We start from the raw sequence: 14452 nt of genomic DNA, 5'->3' as shown, positions 1-14452 counted from the left end.
CGTCTCCCTGTTATTGTTTATCTACGCTCTCAGGTTTGATGATAGTCTGACCTGCCTGTGACTTCGCCTGTTCGATACTTCTTTCGACGACGGTGCGGCGCTGGTCGTTCGCCGGCAATATCCGCAACATTATCTGCCAGGCGCCAATCGCCTCGCGATACTGCTGTTGCTCAAAGGCGTTAAAGGCAAACAGGCTAAGCGCGCGCACATTAGTATGGTCGGATTTCAGCAGCTCACGCAAAAGACGTTCCCCCAGAAGGTTGTCTTGCGGATCTATAGAACGGGTCAACACTTCAGCATAGCCCAGCTTTACATCACCGTTAGCAGGCGACAGTTTATATGCATGTGCAAAGGCTTGTGTAGCGGTTGTTGCGTTATTTAACACCATACCAATTCGCCCAAGCATCAGCCAGCCTTCAATATTATCAGGCTCTTGCTGCAAACGGGTACGCAAACCTAATCCAAGACGCGCCATATCTTCCATATCCAGCGGCTCGGCGTTGGGATCCATGACGCGCTGTAACAATCGTGGCGTTTGCTGCGTAACCTGCTGCCATTCGCGCACCTGCTTGAGGCCTGAGACTTTCAGATAAACCCCAACGCTTATGACGATAAGCACAACGGCGCCCGGCGCAAAAATCCAGTAGCTGGCTTCAGGTAATGGCTCACACCGCTCGCGCCCTTCGCTTTCCTCACTGAAATAGACCCGCCGTTTGCGGCTGCGAACCACAATCACGCAAATCCCGCCGATAATAAATAGCGCCGGCAGGAGCCACAAAATAATCGTCGACGGGGTAACCGGCGGCTCATAAGTCACAAAGTTGCCGTAACGCGCGACCATGTAATCAATAACCTGCTGCTTGTTTTTACCCTGCTGCATCAGCTCATACACCTTCAGGCGCATGTCGGAGGCGATCATCGCGTTGGAATCGGCGATGCTATTATTCTGGCATTTCGGGCAGCGCAGTTGTTCGGTGAGCTGACGAAACTGCTGCTCCTGCGCTTCGTCTTTGAATTTATAGGTGTCGATGGCGGCACAAGCGTAAAAAGAAAACAGCAGCGCCGCGATAAAAAGCAAAACCCGCGTCATGCGCCCGCCTCCTTATTGTATTTATCCCACAGCGGCTTAATTTCCTGCCGCCAGACGCGATCGTTAAGATCGCCCGCGTGGCGATAGCGCACGATCCCCTTGCCGTCGATGAGGAAGGTTTCGGGCGCGCCGTAGACGCCCAGATCCAGCCCCAGCATGCCGTTGCCGTCAAATAAACTCAGCGCATAAGGGTTGCCCAGTTCGTTCAGCCAGTTAATCGCTTTCAGACGATCGTCTTTATAATTCATGCCGATCATGCGAATCCCCTGCGCCTTCAGGCCGTTCAGAAACTGATGTTCCGCGCGGCAGGTTGGGCACCAGGTCGCCCAGACGTTGAGCAGAACAGGTTTGCCATCCGTCAGCACCGCCCGATCGTAGGTTTTACCGGGGTTTTCAAGGGATTCGAGGCGGAACACCGGCACCGGTTTGCCGACCAACGCCGACTCAAGATCGGTAGGATCTTCGCCCTGCGCATTACGCGCAAGCTGCCACAGCAGCGCCGCCGCCAGCAGCAAAAACAACGCCAGCGGAATAAACAATACTTTGCGCTTCATGCGGCCTCCGGCATTTTTTTACGCGAACGGTAGCGGGGGTCGAACAGGCAGAAAATGCCGCCCAAGGTCATCAGTAATCCGCCAGCCCAAATCCAGCGCACGAACGGCTTGTAATACAGCCGCACCGCCCAGCTACCGTCATCCAGCTCCTCACCCAGCGCAGCGTACAGATCGCGGGTGAAGCCGCCGTCGATGGCCGCTTCGGTCATCATCGATCGGCTGCTGTTGTAGAAGCGTTTTTCTGCACGAAGCGTCGCTTCCGGTTTGCCGTTGCGCGTCACGTCGATAATCCCAACGCCGCCGCGATAGTTAGGCCCGGTCAGATCCCGAACGTCGCGCAACGCAAAATGGTACTGGTGAATATCGATGCTTTCACCGGCTTTCATACGCACGTCGCGTTCGATGCTGTAATTCTGGCTAAACGCGATGCCGACCACCGTCACCGCAAGCCCTGCGTGACCAAGCACCATGCCCCAGTGGCTGCGCGGCAGTTTCCACAAGCCCTGCAACAGGCCACGGCGGTGAGTCGCTCGCTCGTAAACTTCCATCAGCGCCAGCACAAAGACCCAGACCGCCATCAGCAAACCGACCACCGTCATTGCCTCAATGCGATCCTGCATCAGCCACGGCAGCGCCAGCGAGAGAACTACAGTGCCAGCCAGGGCAACGATCAGGCGCTTAGCCAGCTTCTGCGGCTCATCGCGACGCCAGCGCACCAGCGGCCCGATGCCGAGCAGCAGAGCAAACGGCGCCATCAGTGCGGTAAACATAGTATTAAAGAACGGCTCGCCAATGGAGATGCTGCCCAGCCCCAACTGTTTATGCACCAGCGGCAGCAGCGTTCCCAGCAGCACCACCAGCATGGCGGCAATCAGCAGCACGTTATTGCCGAGTAAAAACGACTCGCGCGACCACAGACTATTTCCCACCCGCGAGCGCACCTTGCTGCCCTTTACCGCATACAGCAGTAACGAACCGCCGATAACAATCACCAGAAAAGCGAGGATAAACATGCCGCGCGCCGGGTCGGAAGCGAACGAATGCACCGAAACCAGCACGCCGGAACGCACCAGGAAAGTCCCCAGCAGACAAAGTGAAAATGCGGTAATCGCCAGCAGCACCGTCCAGGCCTTAAAGCTGCCGCGCTTTTCCGTAACCGAAAGCGAATGAATCAGCGCGGTGCCCGCCAGCCACGGCATAAACGAAGCGTTCTCGACCGGATCCCAGAACCACCAGCCGCCCCAGCCCAGCTCGTAATAGGCCCAGCCGGACCCCAGTACAATACCGATAGTTAAAAATGACCAGGCGGCGAGCGTCCATGGACGAGTCCAGCGCGCCCAGGTCGTATCGAGCTTGCCCGCCATTAGCGCGGCAATCGAGAAAGCAAAAGCGACGGAGAAACCGACGTAGCCCATGTACAGCAAAGGCGGATGGAAAATAAGCCCGATATCCTGCAATAGCGGATTTAAGTCACGCCCTTCGACGGGAAAATCCGGCAGCGTGCGGGTGAACGGGTTTGAGGTGAAAATGATAAACAGCAGAAATCCGAAGTTAATCATCCCCATCACGGCCAGTACGCGCGCGAGGGCATCCTTTGGCATGTTACCGCTGAGCAACGCTACCGCAAACGTCCAGCCGCTCATCAGCAACACCCAGAGCATCAGCGAGCCTTCATGTGCGCCCCACGTCGCCGCCACGCGGTACCAGACCGGCAGCTCGGTATTGGAGTTGCTGGCGACATACGCTACGGTGAAGTCATTAATCACGAAGGCGTGAACCAGCAGCAGAAACGAGGCGAAAACCGTCAGGAACAGCGCCCAGGAAAGCGGACGCGCCGAGGCCATCAGGCGCGCATCGTTACGCTTCGCGCCCCACAGCGGATAAACGCCCAGCAACAGTGACCAGCCCAGCGCCAGGCAAAGCAGAAAACTACCGGCTTCAGGCATCATGGCGCGCTGTCCTTATAAGCCTGCGGCGCTCGCCGATGATTTTTGTTCATCGCCTCTTTTACTTCCGGCGGCGTGTAATTTTCGTCATGTTTTGCCAGCACTTCTTTTGCCGCGATGAGATTGTCTTTCTCCAGCACGCCCTGCGCCACCACGCCCTGCCCCTCACGGAACAGATCGGGCAGAATGCCAACGTAAGTCACATCCACCACGCCGTTAACATCGTAAAGTTTGAAGGTTACCTTAAGCGTTTGCCTGTCCCGCTTTACGCTGCCCGGCATCACCATGCCGCCCACGCGCAACCGTTGTCCGACCTCGGGCAACTGCTGGCTTTCGCCTTTGCCATAGAGAATTTCGCCCGGCGTATAAAAGAGATCGATATTGCTGCGTAGCGCATAGAGCAACAGCGTGATAGTGAGACCTAACCCCACCAGTACAGCCACCGCCAGATAAAGACGGTTTTTACGACGAGTATTCACTTACATTGCCTCTGTTTGCTTTTGCGCACGAATACGCCGCTCGCGCGCCTGCTGGCGTTCCACGCCATTGAGGATTTCACGACGCTGCAACCTTGTGTGCATCACCAACGCCAGCAGCGGAATGACCGTAAAAGCGACGGCCAGCCAGACATAAAATGCATAGCCGCCCATCGCAAAAAACTCAGCCCAACTGGTAAACGCACCGTTCATGTTTTGCTTCCTTTTTGTACCAGCGCCAGCACCCACGGGCGGCGACGTTCCTGAAGTAAAATGAGATTGCGCAGACGCATCAGCGTCAGCGTGATAAACAGCAGCAGGAAACCAAAGATGGCCAGGCGCAGCGGCGTACGCATGGAAGGATCAATGCTTTGCTGCATATTGGTTGAGCCCTGATGCAGCGTATTCCACCATTCCACAGAGAAGTGGATTATCGGCAAATTCACTACGCCCACCAGTACCAGAATACCCGCAGCGCGCCCGGCCAGGCGACGATCGTCAAAAGCGTTATAGAGCGCAATCACACCGATATAAAGGAACAGCAAAACGAGTTCTGAGGTCAGGCGGGCGTCCCATATCCACCAGGTTCCCCACATCGGTTTACCCCAGGCGGAACCGGTTATCAGGGCAATAAAGGTGAAAACCGCCCCAACCGGCGCCATGGCGGCAACGGCCAGATCGGACATCTTCATCTGCCACACCAGACCGATGAAGGCGGCAATCGCCATCGACGCGTAAATTCCCATCGACCAGATGGCCGCCGGGACATGCAGATACATGATTCGGTAACTCTGCCCCTGCTGATAATCGGCTGGCGCATAGACAAACCCCCAGATGCAGCCGACCGTCAGCAAAACCACGCTCGCGACGGCAAGCCAGGGCACGAATCGCCCGCACAGCTGATACAGCCGTTCTGGTTTAGCAAGCTGATGTAACGCTTTCCACATGATTAATCGCTCATAAAAATAGAAATAAGTTACTGCACGCTGACGCGCAGTGCCGCCGCCGTTGCAAAGGGGCTTAACGTTGCGCTCCCCGCAAGCAGCGCGCCGAGAATGGCCATATAGCCGTCAACCGGCAGATTCATCGATGCGGCGTCCATCGCAGCCGTGGCAAAAATCAGCAGTGGAATGGTCAGCGGCAGCACCAGCAGGCTAAGCAGAACGCCGCCGCGCCGTAGTCCCACCGTTAAACCCACGCCAGGCGCTCCAAGAAAACTCAGCGTTGGCGTACCCAGCAGCAGCGTTAACGCCATCACCTGCCAGCTATAAAAATCCAGCCCAAGCAGTAAAGCCGCCAGCGGCGAGAGGATCAGTAACGGCAATCCCGTAACCACCCAGTGAGCGGCTACTTTCGCCAGTACCACCATCGGCAAAGGCACGGGTAACAACATAAGCTGTTCAAGCGACCCGTCCTGAAAGTCGTCCCGAAACAGCCTGTCCATCGCCAGCAAAGATGCGAGCAGCGCCGCAACCCAGATGACCCCCGGCGCGATGCGCGCCAGCAACTGTGGTTCAGGGCCGATGCCCAGAGGAAACAAAGTAATAACGATAAGGAAGAACCACAGCGGGTTCGCAATCTCTGCGCCTTTGCGAAAAACCACGCGCAGCTCCTGCCAGAAAATTCTGCGCATCATGACTGCGCATCCTGTAAAACAATTTGCCGCACGCAAGAAAGGGCGAGCGGTTGATGCGTGGTGAGAATCACCATTCCTCCCTCTCTGGTATGCCGCATCATCTGCTGCGTGAGCTTTTCTATACCGACGACGTCAAGCGCGGTGAAAGGCTCATCCAGAATCCAGAGCTTTGCCTTACTCAGCCATAAACGCGCCAGCGCCACACGGCGCTGCTGCCCGGCGGAAAGTTGACTGACCGGCACATCTTCAAACCCGACTAAACCGGCCCCGGCTAATGCCTGCCAGCGCTGCGCTGCGGCGCAATCCCCATGAAAGAAACTGAGATTTTCAAAAGCGGTGAGCACGGTTTTAATGCCGGGCTGATGCCCGAGCCACAATAAATCCTGATGATAAATATCGCGGCTACGCCGCAGCGTTTTTCCCTGCCAGTGAACGTCGCCCTCTTCGGCCTGAGAAAGCCCGGCGAGAATACGTAATAAAGAAGTTTTCCCCGCGCCGTTCTGGCCTGCCACCTGAACCATCTCCCCTGCCGACACGGAAAACGACAGTTCGCTAAATAGCGTTCGCTCGTCGCGGGTGCAGGTCAATTTGATGGCATTAAGCATGGGAAAAATCACTACATTTCTTAGGGGCAGAAATAATACCACATCATCCAGGCCGCTCCAGGGCAGGCACAACGCCAGGGAGTACTCAAAAAGAGGTAATACACCCATATCAGATCAAACTTCGGGCGGATTATCCTCTAAGCCGGAACAAGCAGCTAAAAACCGCTACGCTTAACAGAACGGCAAAAGTGCGGAGTACTTCGAAAAATGGATAAATTAAAGGAAGAAAAAACCGGTCAACTCAGCGACGAACCGGAAGTGGAAAGCGAGGAAAACGCAAGCGGCGAGGACATTGATGTCGATGAGGAAAACCTGCCGTCCAAAGCGATGGCTATCCACGAGCATATTCGTCAGGACGGGGAAAAGGAGCTGGAACGCGACGCCATGGCGCTGCTGTGGTCAGCCATTGCCGCGGGGCTGTCAATGGGCGCTTCGCTGCTGGCAAAAGGCGTGTTTCATGTCCATCTTGATGGCGTGCCGGGCAGCTTCCTGCTGGAAAATCTCGGTTATACCTTCGGGTTTGTCATCGTGATCATGGCGCGTCAGCAGCTCTTTACCGAAAACACCGTCACCGCCGTTTTGCCCGTGATGCAAAAGCCCACCGGCAGCAACTTCCTGCTGTTGATACGGTTATGGGGAATGGTGCTGCTCGGCAATCTGATTGGTACCGGCATTGCCGCCTGGGCTTTTGAATATATGCCTATTTTTGATGAGCAAACGCGGGATGCGTTCGTCAAAATCGGGATGGAGGTAATGAAAAATACGCCGGGGGAAATGTTTGCCAACGCGATTATCTCCGGCTGGATCATCGCCACCATGGTCTGGATGTTCCCGGCGGCGGGCGCGGCGAAAATCGTGGTGATTATCATGATGACGTGGCTGGTTGGACTTGGCGATTTAACCCATATCGTGGTCGGATCCGTCGAAGTCCTCTATCTGGTATTTAACGGCACGCTTCACTGGAGCGACTTCTTCTGGCCCTTCGCCCTGCCAACGCTTGCAGGTAATATCTGCGGCGGCACCTTTATCTTCGCCTTGATAAGCCATGCTCAGATCCGTAACGATATGAGCAACAAGAAAAAAGCTCAGACAAAAGCGCAAGAGAAAGGCCGAAGAGAGGTTGAGAATGGAAAAGCGGAAAAAAGAGACAAAATGTGATGCCTGTCTGGTCACGTTTCAGGCAAACAGCCTGCCAGCCCCTTAACGTGACGCGAAAAGCGGGTATACTACGCCCGCTTGTCTCCTTAGTTAAATGGATATAACGAGCCCCTCCTAAGGGCTAGTTGCAGGTTCGATTCCTGCAGGGGACGCCATATATACCTCTCCTGACGCCTACCGAATTCAATAAAATCCCTTTATCATCAAAAAGAAGCACTTAATGCTGGCTATACGATCTCAACCGACGCAACCCAATTAGACGTAAACCAACTATCGTTTGGGGCTTCTGGTGAGGGCTCATCTTGTTCAACCTAAAGTGAGGCCCCCAAACTGCCTTTGAATGCGCGTCAGGTAGAAGCTGCAAAGCCTATAAACTTGCTGACGGAGGTGGGTTATACATTATGGCCAACACTAACGGCTCAAAGTACTGCGCATGAAGTATTGATTTGCCGGGAAAGAGAAAAAGTTATCATCTGGAATCTATCCCGACATATCACTTGCAGAAGCTCGCACTAGACGAGATGAAGCAAGAAAAACGTTGGCGAATGATAAAAATCCAGGCAGCCGAGCAGCTTGCCAAAAAACTCTTAATTACAGACACCTTTGAAGCATAGTTATTTTCCAGAAAGGTTAAATCCCCGACGGTCCACCTGGCACGGTTATTACGGTAACAGGCTGAATCACTTATAATTTTTAGCACCATTTTTACTCTGATGCATTCTGTTTTATTTCAGCATAGCGGGCTGCCAATTGTTTCAGATGCATCTCCAGTTGAGCCCTGGCAGCAACGGGTAAAGGTACTCCAGCAGGGATTTCTGACAATACCCGCAGTTGCTCTTCAGCCGGTATGGATTGATTAAAGGACTGCATAGTGGAAAAGACCACTGATTTCAGCTCACTGACCGTCATGTATTTTCCTTTCTGCTCATCCAGTCCGTTCAGCCTGTCACTCAGTTTCTGAAGCCTCGTCATTCCCTGATACCAGCCATTCAGATGTTCTGTAGGCAATACGGCGGCATTAAGTTGTTGCTGCCACTGCTGTGCCAGAGATTTTGCTTGCTCTGGCCACAGCGCCTCAGCCTGTTCTATAAGCTGTCGACTGTAGTCAATACTCCAGCCTGGCGAGAATTTGTCCAGACGGGTCAGTTGTTGCCGTGTCTGTGCGATAAAGTCCTGCGGTAGGGGAGTCTGCTGACGCAATATATTCACCTGTTCAGATGTGAGAGTTGCAGGTAAAGGAGCCAGGGATGCTGCAAGCTGAATTTGTAATGGGTCAGGCCGATGAAGATACTGCCAGCTCCACGCTGCGACGGTGCTTATCACCAGCATGGTACACATTCCGGCGACGAAGGATTTCCACTTTTTTACCGGAGTGGGCATTGCCGCCAGTACTTCTACATTCGCCTGGTGTTCCGGCTGCGCAACGTACACCCACTTCACTGCACTGTCAGACGTATTTTCAGGCGGACTACCAGCAAGGCCCCTCGTGGATGCTGCCGCATCATTCATCACGGTGGCAGGCAACACAATACCTGGCTGATTAGTCGCCATTGTACTGGTTGTATCATCGCTGTTTTCCAGCCGGACAGCGCTGTTGTGCATCAGAGCACGCAACGTATCGAACTGGCTAAGATGCTTAAGTTCCAGGTGCTGCAGCACCTCCCCCAGACTAGCAAGCAGTTGCTCCGCCCGATACAACTGGCTGAGGTCGCTGTAATTGAGCGGGAGCGAGCGCATCCGTTGCTGCAAACGCTGACTCAGGATGCTGAGGATTTCCATGCGGGCATGGACTGGCTGCGGCCACAAAGTTCCCCACTGATGGCTTATCAGCACCTCAAGTATCGCCAGACCTTCATTGAGCCCGAACACCCCGGCCAGTTGCGTACGGGCCAGCGTATACCAGGCCGCTGTCTGTAGCTCCACACCGTTCTGCTCAAACAGTGAGAGACAGAGTTTTTCGACATACCGCCAGTTCACATCCGGGCGAGCTGGATGTGTCAGCTTACCTAGCTCATCGCGCAGGGCGGCATAATCCGGCAGCGTGCGTGGGTCACCACCGGTTTTTAACGTTTTATGCATAGTCATCCTGTCGCTCCTGCAGGTCCACGCCAGCAAATTTCGTCAGCTGACGACTGATGCTGTTTTCTTTGTAGCAGGTCACCAGTAACGAACGCGTCGCACGGGTAAACGCTACATAAAGCGCCGGAATGGCTTCCGACTCATCCCCTGCAGCCTTATGGACAAAGGACGCATTGATGACGGCAACGTAAGGAAATTCAAGTCCTTTACTGCTCTGGAAGGTCATGAGGTGTACGACATCGTCGCGATGTGAGTAGACTTTTTTATCCCCGGAGGTAAAGCTGATGGCGGCAGGTATCTTATGCTGCTCCAGCAATCTGGTGAGTCTGTCTGCTGAATAACGCGTCGGGCACAGTACAGCCATGTCTCCCCAGCGACCTGCAAAGCGTCCATCCGATGTGCAGTGCGCGATACCGCCTTTTGAACCTGAACAGGGCTGCCTTCCACGCGCAGCATCGGCTTGTGCCGTGAACAGTATTCCTGAAAACAGAAGGAAGATTAATTTTCTCATTTCCATGTCCGTGATTTATTTTGTTATTTTGGGGCTCTGTTCCCCGTCAGCTAATGACTGCTTCGTCAGGTAAATACGCAATGACTAACAGGCAAAAAATAACTATTACTCATTCCGGTTCCGCTATGGAAGGAGCGCTAAAATCAGGCCAAAAAACGTGCTCTCATCAAAACCCTGCCCAGGGCGAGATAAAGCACCAGGCGGAGTAAAGGCCCAGTCACTCACAGTACCTGACCGCATAAATAAACGCCCCAGTGAAGTAACATGCCCTCCATCATGGAAGGTAGCCTCCACGCATCCGGTCACACCCTGACCATACAGGAATACCGGCACAAACTTTACGACCCGGTCGCCGTAACGCAGGAGGATAGCTGCAATCTCAAAAGCCCTGCCCTCCACCAGCAGGTCCGTGACGGATGCTGAGAGCGGTTCCACGTTCAGTCCGGTATCCATCAGCCATTCGTCCATTTGTTCCTGAAGCTGCCCCATTCGCAGGCGAAACTCTGCAATATCGGCCTGACTCTTGCTGACAGATGAAGCCGGAGCGGGCTGTCTGGTCTGCAGTTTTTTGAGAAACTGTGATTTGACTGACATGGTGTTATCAGGCCTTACATTCGGGTTGCTGTGTCGAGGTACTGCTGTTGCTTCAGATGGCGCAACAGGACCCGCCCTTCGGGCATAAACTCGGTGTCATAACGTACAAGACCGACATCTTTGAGTTCAGCATCAATGGCGTAACGCAATTGACCCGGGACACTCTGCTCCAGCAGGACAACGGCTATTTTTTTCAGACGTGGCTCATATTTGAGCAGGACGGCAGACAATGTGCCCATCAGTTCATGGGCCGTTCCCGGCATGCCCTGCAGGATTTTGGTCATATCCGGGAGACCATAATCAGGCAGGTGCGCCAGCGTACCTGCGCGGCAGTTGAGGATACGCTGCATATTGTCGAGCACAGACAGAATGACCTGGTTCTGCTCGCTGACCTGATGGAGGTCGAGGCCACCGGTGAAGTTGCCGTAGAGCATTTCATACAGTGAAGGACGGGCTGACTCACTCATCTTTCAGCGCCTGCAGGGTCAGTCGGTTGTTGCCCGCTTCGATGACGCGTGCCTTATCCGGATCAAGGACATCACGGCTGAGTACCACCCGCCAGGTGTTGTTCGCCTGATCCGGTGACATAAACATTCCGGCCACAGCCACATACTGGGCGCTCTCCTCCATCGGCATATCGACCATCACCGCTCCGCCCGGCTGCAGGCGAATATCTCTCTCCGCCACCAGGTCTGCTTTAATGGCCTGACTGTCAGCTTTAAACAGTGACGGGTAGTCCGTGCTGTCGAAGGTTTTGCGGTCTTTAAGCTGGTAGATACGCACTACCGTGGACAGCGCAACGCCGCCTGCATTGTTGTTGACCGCCTCACGGGCCTGGATATCGAGGTGCAGGGTTTTCACCTGCTTATAAAATATTGATTTGGTCACAGCAACCGTGCCATCTGTGACTTTTTGGGTTAACCCACAGCCTGCCAGCACCAGTGTGATACCGGCGACCAGCGCAGCCAGGGGGAATTTACCAGCGATAATCGCCATCTTCATCGGTCTCCCTGCGGTGAATATTTTCCTGTACTCGCTCATAGCGGCCAAGATTGATGGTTATGGTTTTGGGGTGTGCGGTGGTATTCGCCGCATTCAGCGGCCGCATCACGGCGGTGCCCCCCAGCTGAACAGCGCCTGCTTTGGGTTTCGTGCTCATCGTCGCGTTCGGTAGCAGGCTGCGGTCGACACACAACTGCAGGCGGACATCGAGGCGCGAGCCAAGATACACATGCAGCAGCGCCATTAAATCAGTGTGAAGCTCCCCGCCCGGTAACCAGCCCTGTACTTCAGTCGGGTCAGTGGTGGTCAGGCGCATCAGCGCCTGGCTGTTCACGTCGGTGGCATAGTTGCCCATCACCGGACGGTTTGTCAGGGTGACAGGCTGGCGCACGCTCATGGTCAGGGGCTTCTTCAGCGGCACACGGCGTTTGTCGTGGTGCCAGATTTTCGCCTGCGTGTTGGGTGCCAGCAGACGCACCAGAGAGGCCATACCTTCTGCAGTCCGTCCTGGCAGCAGCATGACCGGCAGCAGCGCCAGAAAGCGCGAAGCCGGGGTCGCGATACTGTCCGTGCAGCCGTCAATCCCGAGTCCTGCCAGCCCCAGCAGATACTGCGATGTTTTATCCTTACCACCTTCCTCAAAGGTTGCCGGATACGAATATTTCCGCCAGATGCGGTAGTACTGGGCAATCAGCCGGTGATTGAAGATATCGAGGAAATCGGCGGTTGCCTCGTACCCTTCCCGTCGCTGGGTGATGTCATTGATATAGTGCGTCGGCAGCGGAGACTCCACGCCGTAGAGCCCCATAAAGGTGATACGTACCGTCGGCGGCAGGTGCGGATGCTCAGGTAGCTCAACGCCTTTGATTTCAGAGGCCGGGAATCCCATCCCCGGATGGGGCCGGAAGCGCACCGGCTCATGGCGCACCTGCCAGGTGCTGCCGGTGACCGGTTTATCCGGCTGACTCTGCTCCAGCAACTGGCAGAAGCGGTAAAAATTTATGTACGGCAGCCTGTCATCCAGCTGCGCTATCAGCCGGGCAGGCGCGGACTGTGATTCTCTTTCCACCGGAGGCATTTTCCTTCTGGCTGAACGATGAGGGTGATCTGGTTGAACTGGTTCATATCGGCATACAACGCAAAGAACCGGTTAAGCATTTCACCGAACAGGTGAATATCGCCCTCGCCCGTAAATCCATTGCTGTCGAGGGTTACCTCAATATCCAGCCCCCGCAGCAGGAAGCCCTGCTCAAAACGTTGAAGGCGGTGGTGCTCTACCTGCTGAATCGCCTCCAGACGGCGGGTGTTCAGTTCATCTTCCTGCCAGTTATAGAGCGCCAGCGTCCCGCGCAGCACTTCGGCGGTGCTCATCATGTTCAGGAACCCGGAACCGAGATGGCTCAGCACCCGCCAGTGGAAACGGTCTTCCACAGGCGGATAAACCGGCAGCGTGGGTTTGCAGAGGTTTTTCACCGACAGCGGCGTCTGCACCACCTGCTCACAGCTGTCGAGCAGCGTGCTTTGCAGCGCCCGGCGCGGTAGCTGGCCGTTAGTCCCGGTGATTTGCAGCGAGACGGCTTCGCGCTCAAACAGCCGGTCATCCTCCCACTGATGACCGCCCAGAATCAGCCAGGTGTCGTACAGCCCGGTCACGCTGCGTTTTACGCGGGTGTGATAGTAGCGCGGCGGGGCATGGCGACGCATCATCCCGCCTTTGTGGCGGAAGCTGCTGAACGGCACGTACTCTGCGTCATTAGTCCGGTTTGAGCCGGTAACCGAATCCACGGCATAAATCTCGGTGTGTCCGTCCTGCAGCCGTTTGGGGCGCAGCAGGTACTCACTCTCAAGACCGGTGATGGTGAGCGGGTCAGCTTCCAGGGTGAACAAATTAATCACCGGTACGCAGTGGAGGCGAACGGCATCATCAGTGACCGGCAGGTCAGACGGCCACGGCGCGCTGAACACCACTTCAATATCAAAGTACTCCGCCCCGGCAGGTGGCGTAATGCCATCCAGGCCGTTGAGGTGGACAAACATAAACTTGTCGCGGAAGGTGAAGTACTCCAGCAGCAGCTGGTAACCACTGAAGGCAGTATCACCCTTCGGCCACAATCCGTCTTCCTCCGCAAATCCTCCCGGCGAGAAATACCCGTCAAGGTGAATGCGGTCGGTCTGCCCGGGCAGGCGCATATACAGGGCGTCCTGCCGTTTGGTCAGCATCAGGTGCAGCTGACTGCTGACGGGGGCATCCGCGCCGAGATAGAGGCTCAGGTGACTGAGGTCCGCATGTGACCAGTCCGCCTGCGCGCTGCAGGCAAAGCGCATCCGCAGCAGCGAACGCCCGTCAGGCTCAGTGGCCATGGTCACCCCTGAAATATTCAGCGGGTTGAGCATCACATCGCGGGTGGTGCGGTAGCGGCAGATCGTGTTTTTCGGCCCCACCGGGCGGGAGTACACTTCCAGACCCGCGGGCATCACTTCCGCCATCTTCACCGCCTGAAGCGCAGGCGTGAACGCCACCACCGAAAGCGATGGAATGGTACGCAGGTAGTATGGCCAAAGCATACTGACCAGCCCTTCGGTCAGTTCCGGCAGGTCGTCGTCAATCTTCTCCCTCAGCCGTCCCATCGAGAAGGCAAAACCTTCAAACAAACGTTCAACGTAGGGATCGGGTGTTCCGGCCTTATCAAGGTCGAGCATGGCGGCGCGGTCAGGATGGGTTTGCGCGAACTCTTTCGCGGCTTCACGCAGATAGCGCATTTCTGCATCGAAATAGCGCAGGGTCAAATCTTCCATTTATT

The 14452-nt window shown here is 55.4% G+C and carries 15 protein-coding genes, 1 tRNA gene and 2 pseudogenes; 3 read left to right on the top strand and 15 right to left on the bottom strand.

Going from position 1 to position 14452, the window contains the following annotated elements; all coding sequences use genetic code 11:
• Nucleotides 1–10: 10 nt before the first annotated feature.
• The 8 genes from E2L00_RS00140 to ccmA are packed head-to-tail and all read right to left on the bottom strand — an operon-like array spanning nucleotide 11 to nucleotide 6307.
• Nucleotides 11–1090: a cytochrome c-type biogenesis protein CcmH gene (locus E2L00_RS00140; RefSeq protein WP_167605416.1), complete on the bottom strand. Its 1080-nt coding sequence runs from the start codon at nucleotides 1088–1090 to the stop codon at nucleotides 11–13.
• On the bottom strand, nucleotides 1087–1644 hold the full coding sequence (gene dsbE / locus E2L00_RS00135) for a thiol:disulfide interchange protein DsbE (RefSeq protein WP_167605414.1): 558 nt from the start codon (nucleotides 1642–1644) through the stop codon (nucleotides 1087–1089). Before dsbE ends, E2L00_RS00140 begins: the two co-directional genes overlap by 4 nt.
• Complete coding sequence (locus tag E2L00_RS00130) at nucleotides 1641–3593, bottom strand: heme lyase CcmF/NrfE family subunit (RefSeq protein WP_167605412.1); 1953 nt, start codon at nucleotides 3591–3593, stop codon at nucleotides 1641–1643. Before E2L00_RS00130 ends, dsbE begins: the two co-directional genes overlap by 4 nt.
• The gene (gene ccmE, locus E2L00_RS00125; RefSeq protein ID WP_167605410.1) at nucleotides 3590–4069 is read right to left on the bottom strand and encodes a cytochrome c maturation protein CcmE; all 480 of its coding nucleotides are present in this window, start codon (nucleotides 4067–4069) and stop codon (nucleotides 3590–3592) included. The genes E2L00_RS00130 and ccmE overlap by 4 nt, the downstream gene beginning before the upstream one ends.
• A complete protein-coding gene (gene ccmD, locus E2L00_RS00120) occupies nucleotides 4070–4279 on the bottom strand; it encodes a heme exporter protein CcmD (RefSeq protein ID WP_167605408.1) in 210 nt (69 codons plus the stop codon).
• Entirely contained in the window at nucleotides 4276–5013 is a 738-nt protein-coding gene (locus E2L00_RS00115; protein ID WP_167605406.1) for a heme ABC transporter permease, read from the bottom strand. Before E2L00_RS00115 ends, ccmD begins: the two co-directional genes overlap by 4 nt.
• A 29-nt stretch (nucleotides 5014–5042) precedes the next feature.
• Nucleotides 5043–5702, bottom strand: a complete 660-nt coding sequence (gene ccmB, locus E2L00_RS00110) for a heme exporter protein CcmB (RefSeq protein ID WP_167605404.1) — start codon at nucleotides 5700–5702, stop codon at nucleotides 5043–5045.
• Nucleotides 5699–6307: a cytochrome c biogenesis heme-transporting ATPase CcmA gene (ccmA, locus tag E2L00_RS00105; protein ID WP_167607466.1), complete on the bottom strand. Its 609-nt coding sequence runs from the start codon at nucleotides 6305–6307 to the stop codon at nucleotides 5699–5701. Before ccmA ends, ccmB begins: the two co-directional genes overlap by 4 nt.
• A 207-nt stretch (nucleotides 6308–6514) precedes the next feature.
• On the opposite strand from ccmA, the gene E2L00_RS00100 reads away from it, so the two are divergent.
• From E2L00_RS00100 to E2L00_RS21450, 3 genes and pseudogenes are all read left to right on the top strand, one after another.
• On the top strand, nucleotides 6515–7465 hold the full coding sequence (locus E2L00_RS00100; protein ID WP_167605403.1) for a formate/nitrite transporter family protein: 951 nt from the start codon (nucleotides 6515–6517) through the stop codon (nucleotides 7463–7465).
• 80 nt (nucleotides 7466–7545) lie between these two features.
• Nucleotides 7546–7620 (top strand) — tRNA-Arg (locus E2L00_RS00095).
• 175 nt (nucleotides 7621–7795) lie between these two features.
• A pseudogene (locus E2L00_RS21450) lies at nucleotides 7796–8076 on the top strand (Arm DNA-binding domain-containing protein); the annotation flags it as partial.
• A 94-nt stretch (nucleotides 8077–8170) separates the two neighbouring features.
• Here the strand turns inward: E2L00_RS21450 and E2L00_RS00090 are convergent.
• The 7 genes and pseudogenes from E2L00_RS00090 to tssF form a co-directional block, all read right to left on the bottom strand.
• Nucleotides 8171–9550 carry a VasL domain-containing protein gene (locus E2L00_RS00090; RefSeq protein WP_420808823.1) on the bottom strand — a complete coding sequence of 460 codons (1380 nt, stop codon included), beginning with the start codon at nucleotides 9548–9550 and terminating at the stop codon, nucleotides 8171–8173.
• A pseudogene (locus E2L00_RS00085) lies at nucleotides 9537–9923 on the bottom strand (3'-5' exonuclease); the annotation flags it as partial. The pseudogene E2L00_RS00085 and the gene E2L00_RS00090, both read right to left, overlap by 14 nt.
• 255 nt (nucleotides 9924–10178) lie before the next feature.
• Nucleotides 10179–10649, bottom strand: a complete 471-nt coding sequence (locus E2L00_RS00080) for a hypothetical protein (RefSeq protein ID WP_167605399.1) — start codon at nucleotides 10647–10649, stop codon at nucleotides 10179–10181.
• Between the two features lie 14 nt (nucleotides 10650–10663).
• Nucleotides 10664–11116 (bottom strand): type VI secretion system baseplate subunit TssE, encoded by a 453-nt coding sequence (tssE, locus tag E2L00_RS00075; protein WP_167605397.1) that lies wholly within the window; start codon nucleotides 11114–11116, stop codon nucleotides 10664–10666.
• Nucleotides 11109–11645: a type VI secretion system lipoprotein TssJ gene (gene tssJ / locus E2L00_RS00070; RefSeq protein WP_201279268.1), complete on the bottom strand. Its 537-nt coding sequence runs from the start codon at nucleotides 11643–11645 to the stop codon at nucleotides 11109–11111. Before tssJ ends, tssE begins: the two co-directional genes overlap by 8 nt.
• The gene (gene tssG, locus E2L00_RS00065; protein ID WP_167605393.1) at nucleotides 11626–12729 is read right to left on the bottom strand and encodes a type VI secretion system baseplate subunit TssG; all 1104 of its coding nucleotides are present in this window, start codon (nucleotides 12727–12729) and stop codon (nucleotides 11626–11628) included. The genes tssJ and tssG overlap by 20 nt, the downstream gene beginning before the upstream one ends.
• Nucleotides 12684–14447, bottom strand: a complete 1764-nt coding sequence (gene tssF / locus E2L00_RS00060) for a type VI secretion system baseplate subunit TssF (RefSeq protein WP_167605391.1) — start codon at nucleotides 14445–14447, stop codon at nucleotides 12684–12686. Before tssF ends, tssG begins: the two co-directional genes overlap by 46 nt.
• Nucleotides 14448–14452 lie beyond the last annotated feature (5 nt).

This window comes from Cedecea colo, assembly GCF_011808225.1.
In the GTDB taxonomy this organism is placed as follows: domain Bacteria; phylum Pseudomonadota; class Gammaproteobacteria; order Enterobacterales; family Enterobacteriaceae; genus Dryocola; species Dryocola colo.
This window is presented reverse-complemented; position numbering and strand designations above follow the sequence as displayed.

What these genes read in the sequence shown, in the direction of transcription:
- E2L00_RS00140 (WP_167605416.1), bottom strand. Translation starts at nt 1,090, where the DNA reads ATGACGCGGGTTTTGCTTTTTATCGCGGCGCTGCTGTTTTCTTTTTAC.
- dsbE (WP_167605414.1), bottom strand. Translation starts at nt 1,644, where the DNA reads ATGAAGCGCAAAGTATTGTTTATTCCGCTGGCGTTGTTTTTGCTGCTG.
- E2L00_RS00130 (WP_167605412.1), bottom strand. Translation starts at nt 3,593, where the DNA reads ATGATGCCTGAAGCCGGTAGTTTTCTGCTTTGCCTGGCGCTGGGCTGG.
- ccmD (WP_167605408.1), bottom strand. Translation starts at nt 4,279, where the DNA reads ATGAACGGTGCGTTTACCAGTTGGGCTGAGTTTTTTGCGATGGGCGGC.
- E2L00_RS00115 (WP_167605406.1), bottom strand. Translation starts at nt 5,013, where the DNA reads ATGTGGAAAGCGTTACATCAGCTTGCTAAACCAGAACGGCTGTATCAG.
- ccmB (WP_167605404.1), bottom strand. Translation starts at nt 5,702, where the DNA reads ATGATGCGCAGAATTTTCTGGCAGGAGCTGCGCGTGGTTTTTCGCAAA.
- ccmA (WP_167607466.1), bottom strand. Translation starts at nt 6,307, where the DNA reads ATGCTTAATGCCATCAAATTGACCTGCACCCGCGACGAGCGAACGCTA.
- E2L00_RS00100 (WP_167605403.1), top strand. Translation starts at nt 6,515, where the DNA reads ATGGATAAATTAAAGGAAGAAAAAACCGGTCAACTCAGCGACGAACCG.
- E2L00_RS00090 (WP_420808823.1), bottom strand. Translation starts at nt 9,550, where the DNA reads ATGACTATGCATAAAACGTTAAAAACCGGTGGTGACCCACGCACGCTG.
- E2L00_RS00080 (WP_167605399.1), bottom strand. Translation starts at nt 10,649, where the DNA reads ATGTCAGTCAAATCACAGTTTCTCAAAAAACTGCAGACCAGACAGCCC.
- tssE (WP_167605397.1), bottom strand. Translation starts at nt 11,116, where the DNA reads ATGAGTGAGTCAGCCCGTCCTTCACTGTATGAAATGCTCTACGGCAAC.
- tssJ (WP_201279268.1), bottom strand. Translation starts at nt 11,645, where the DNA reads ATGGCGATTATCGCTGGTAAATTCCCCCTGGCTGCGCTGGTCGCCGGT.
- tssG (WP_167605393.1), bottom strand. Translation starts at nt 12,729, where the DNA reads ATGCCTCCGGTGGAAAGAGAATCACAGTCCGCGCCTGCCCGGCTGATA.
- tssF (WP_167605391.1), bottom strand. Translation starts at nt 14,447, where the DNA reads ATGGAAGATTTGACCCTGCGCTATTTCGATGCAGAAATGCGCTATCTG.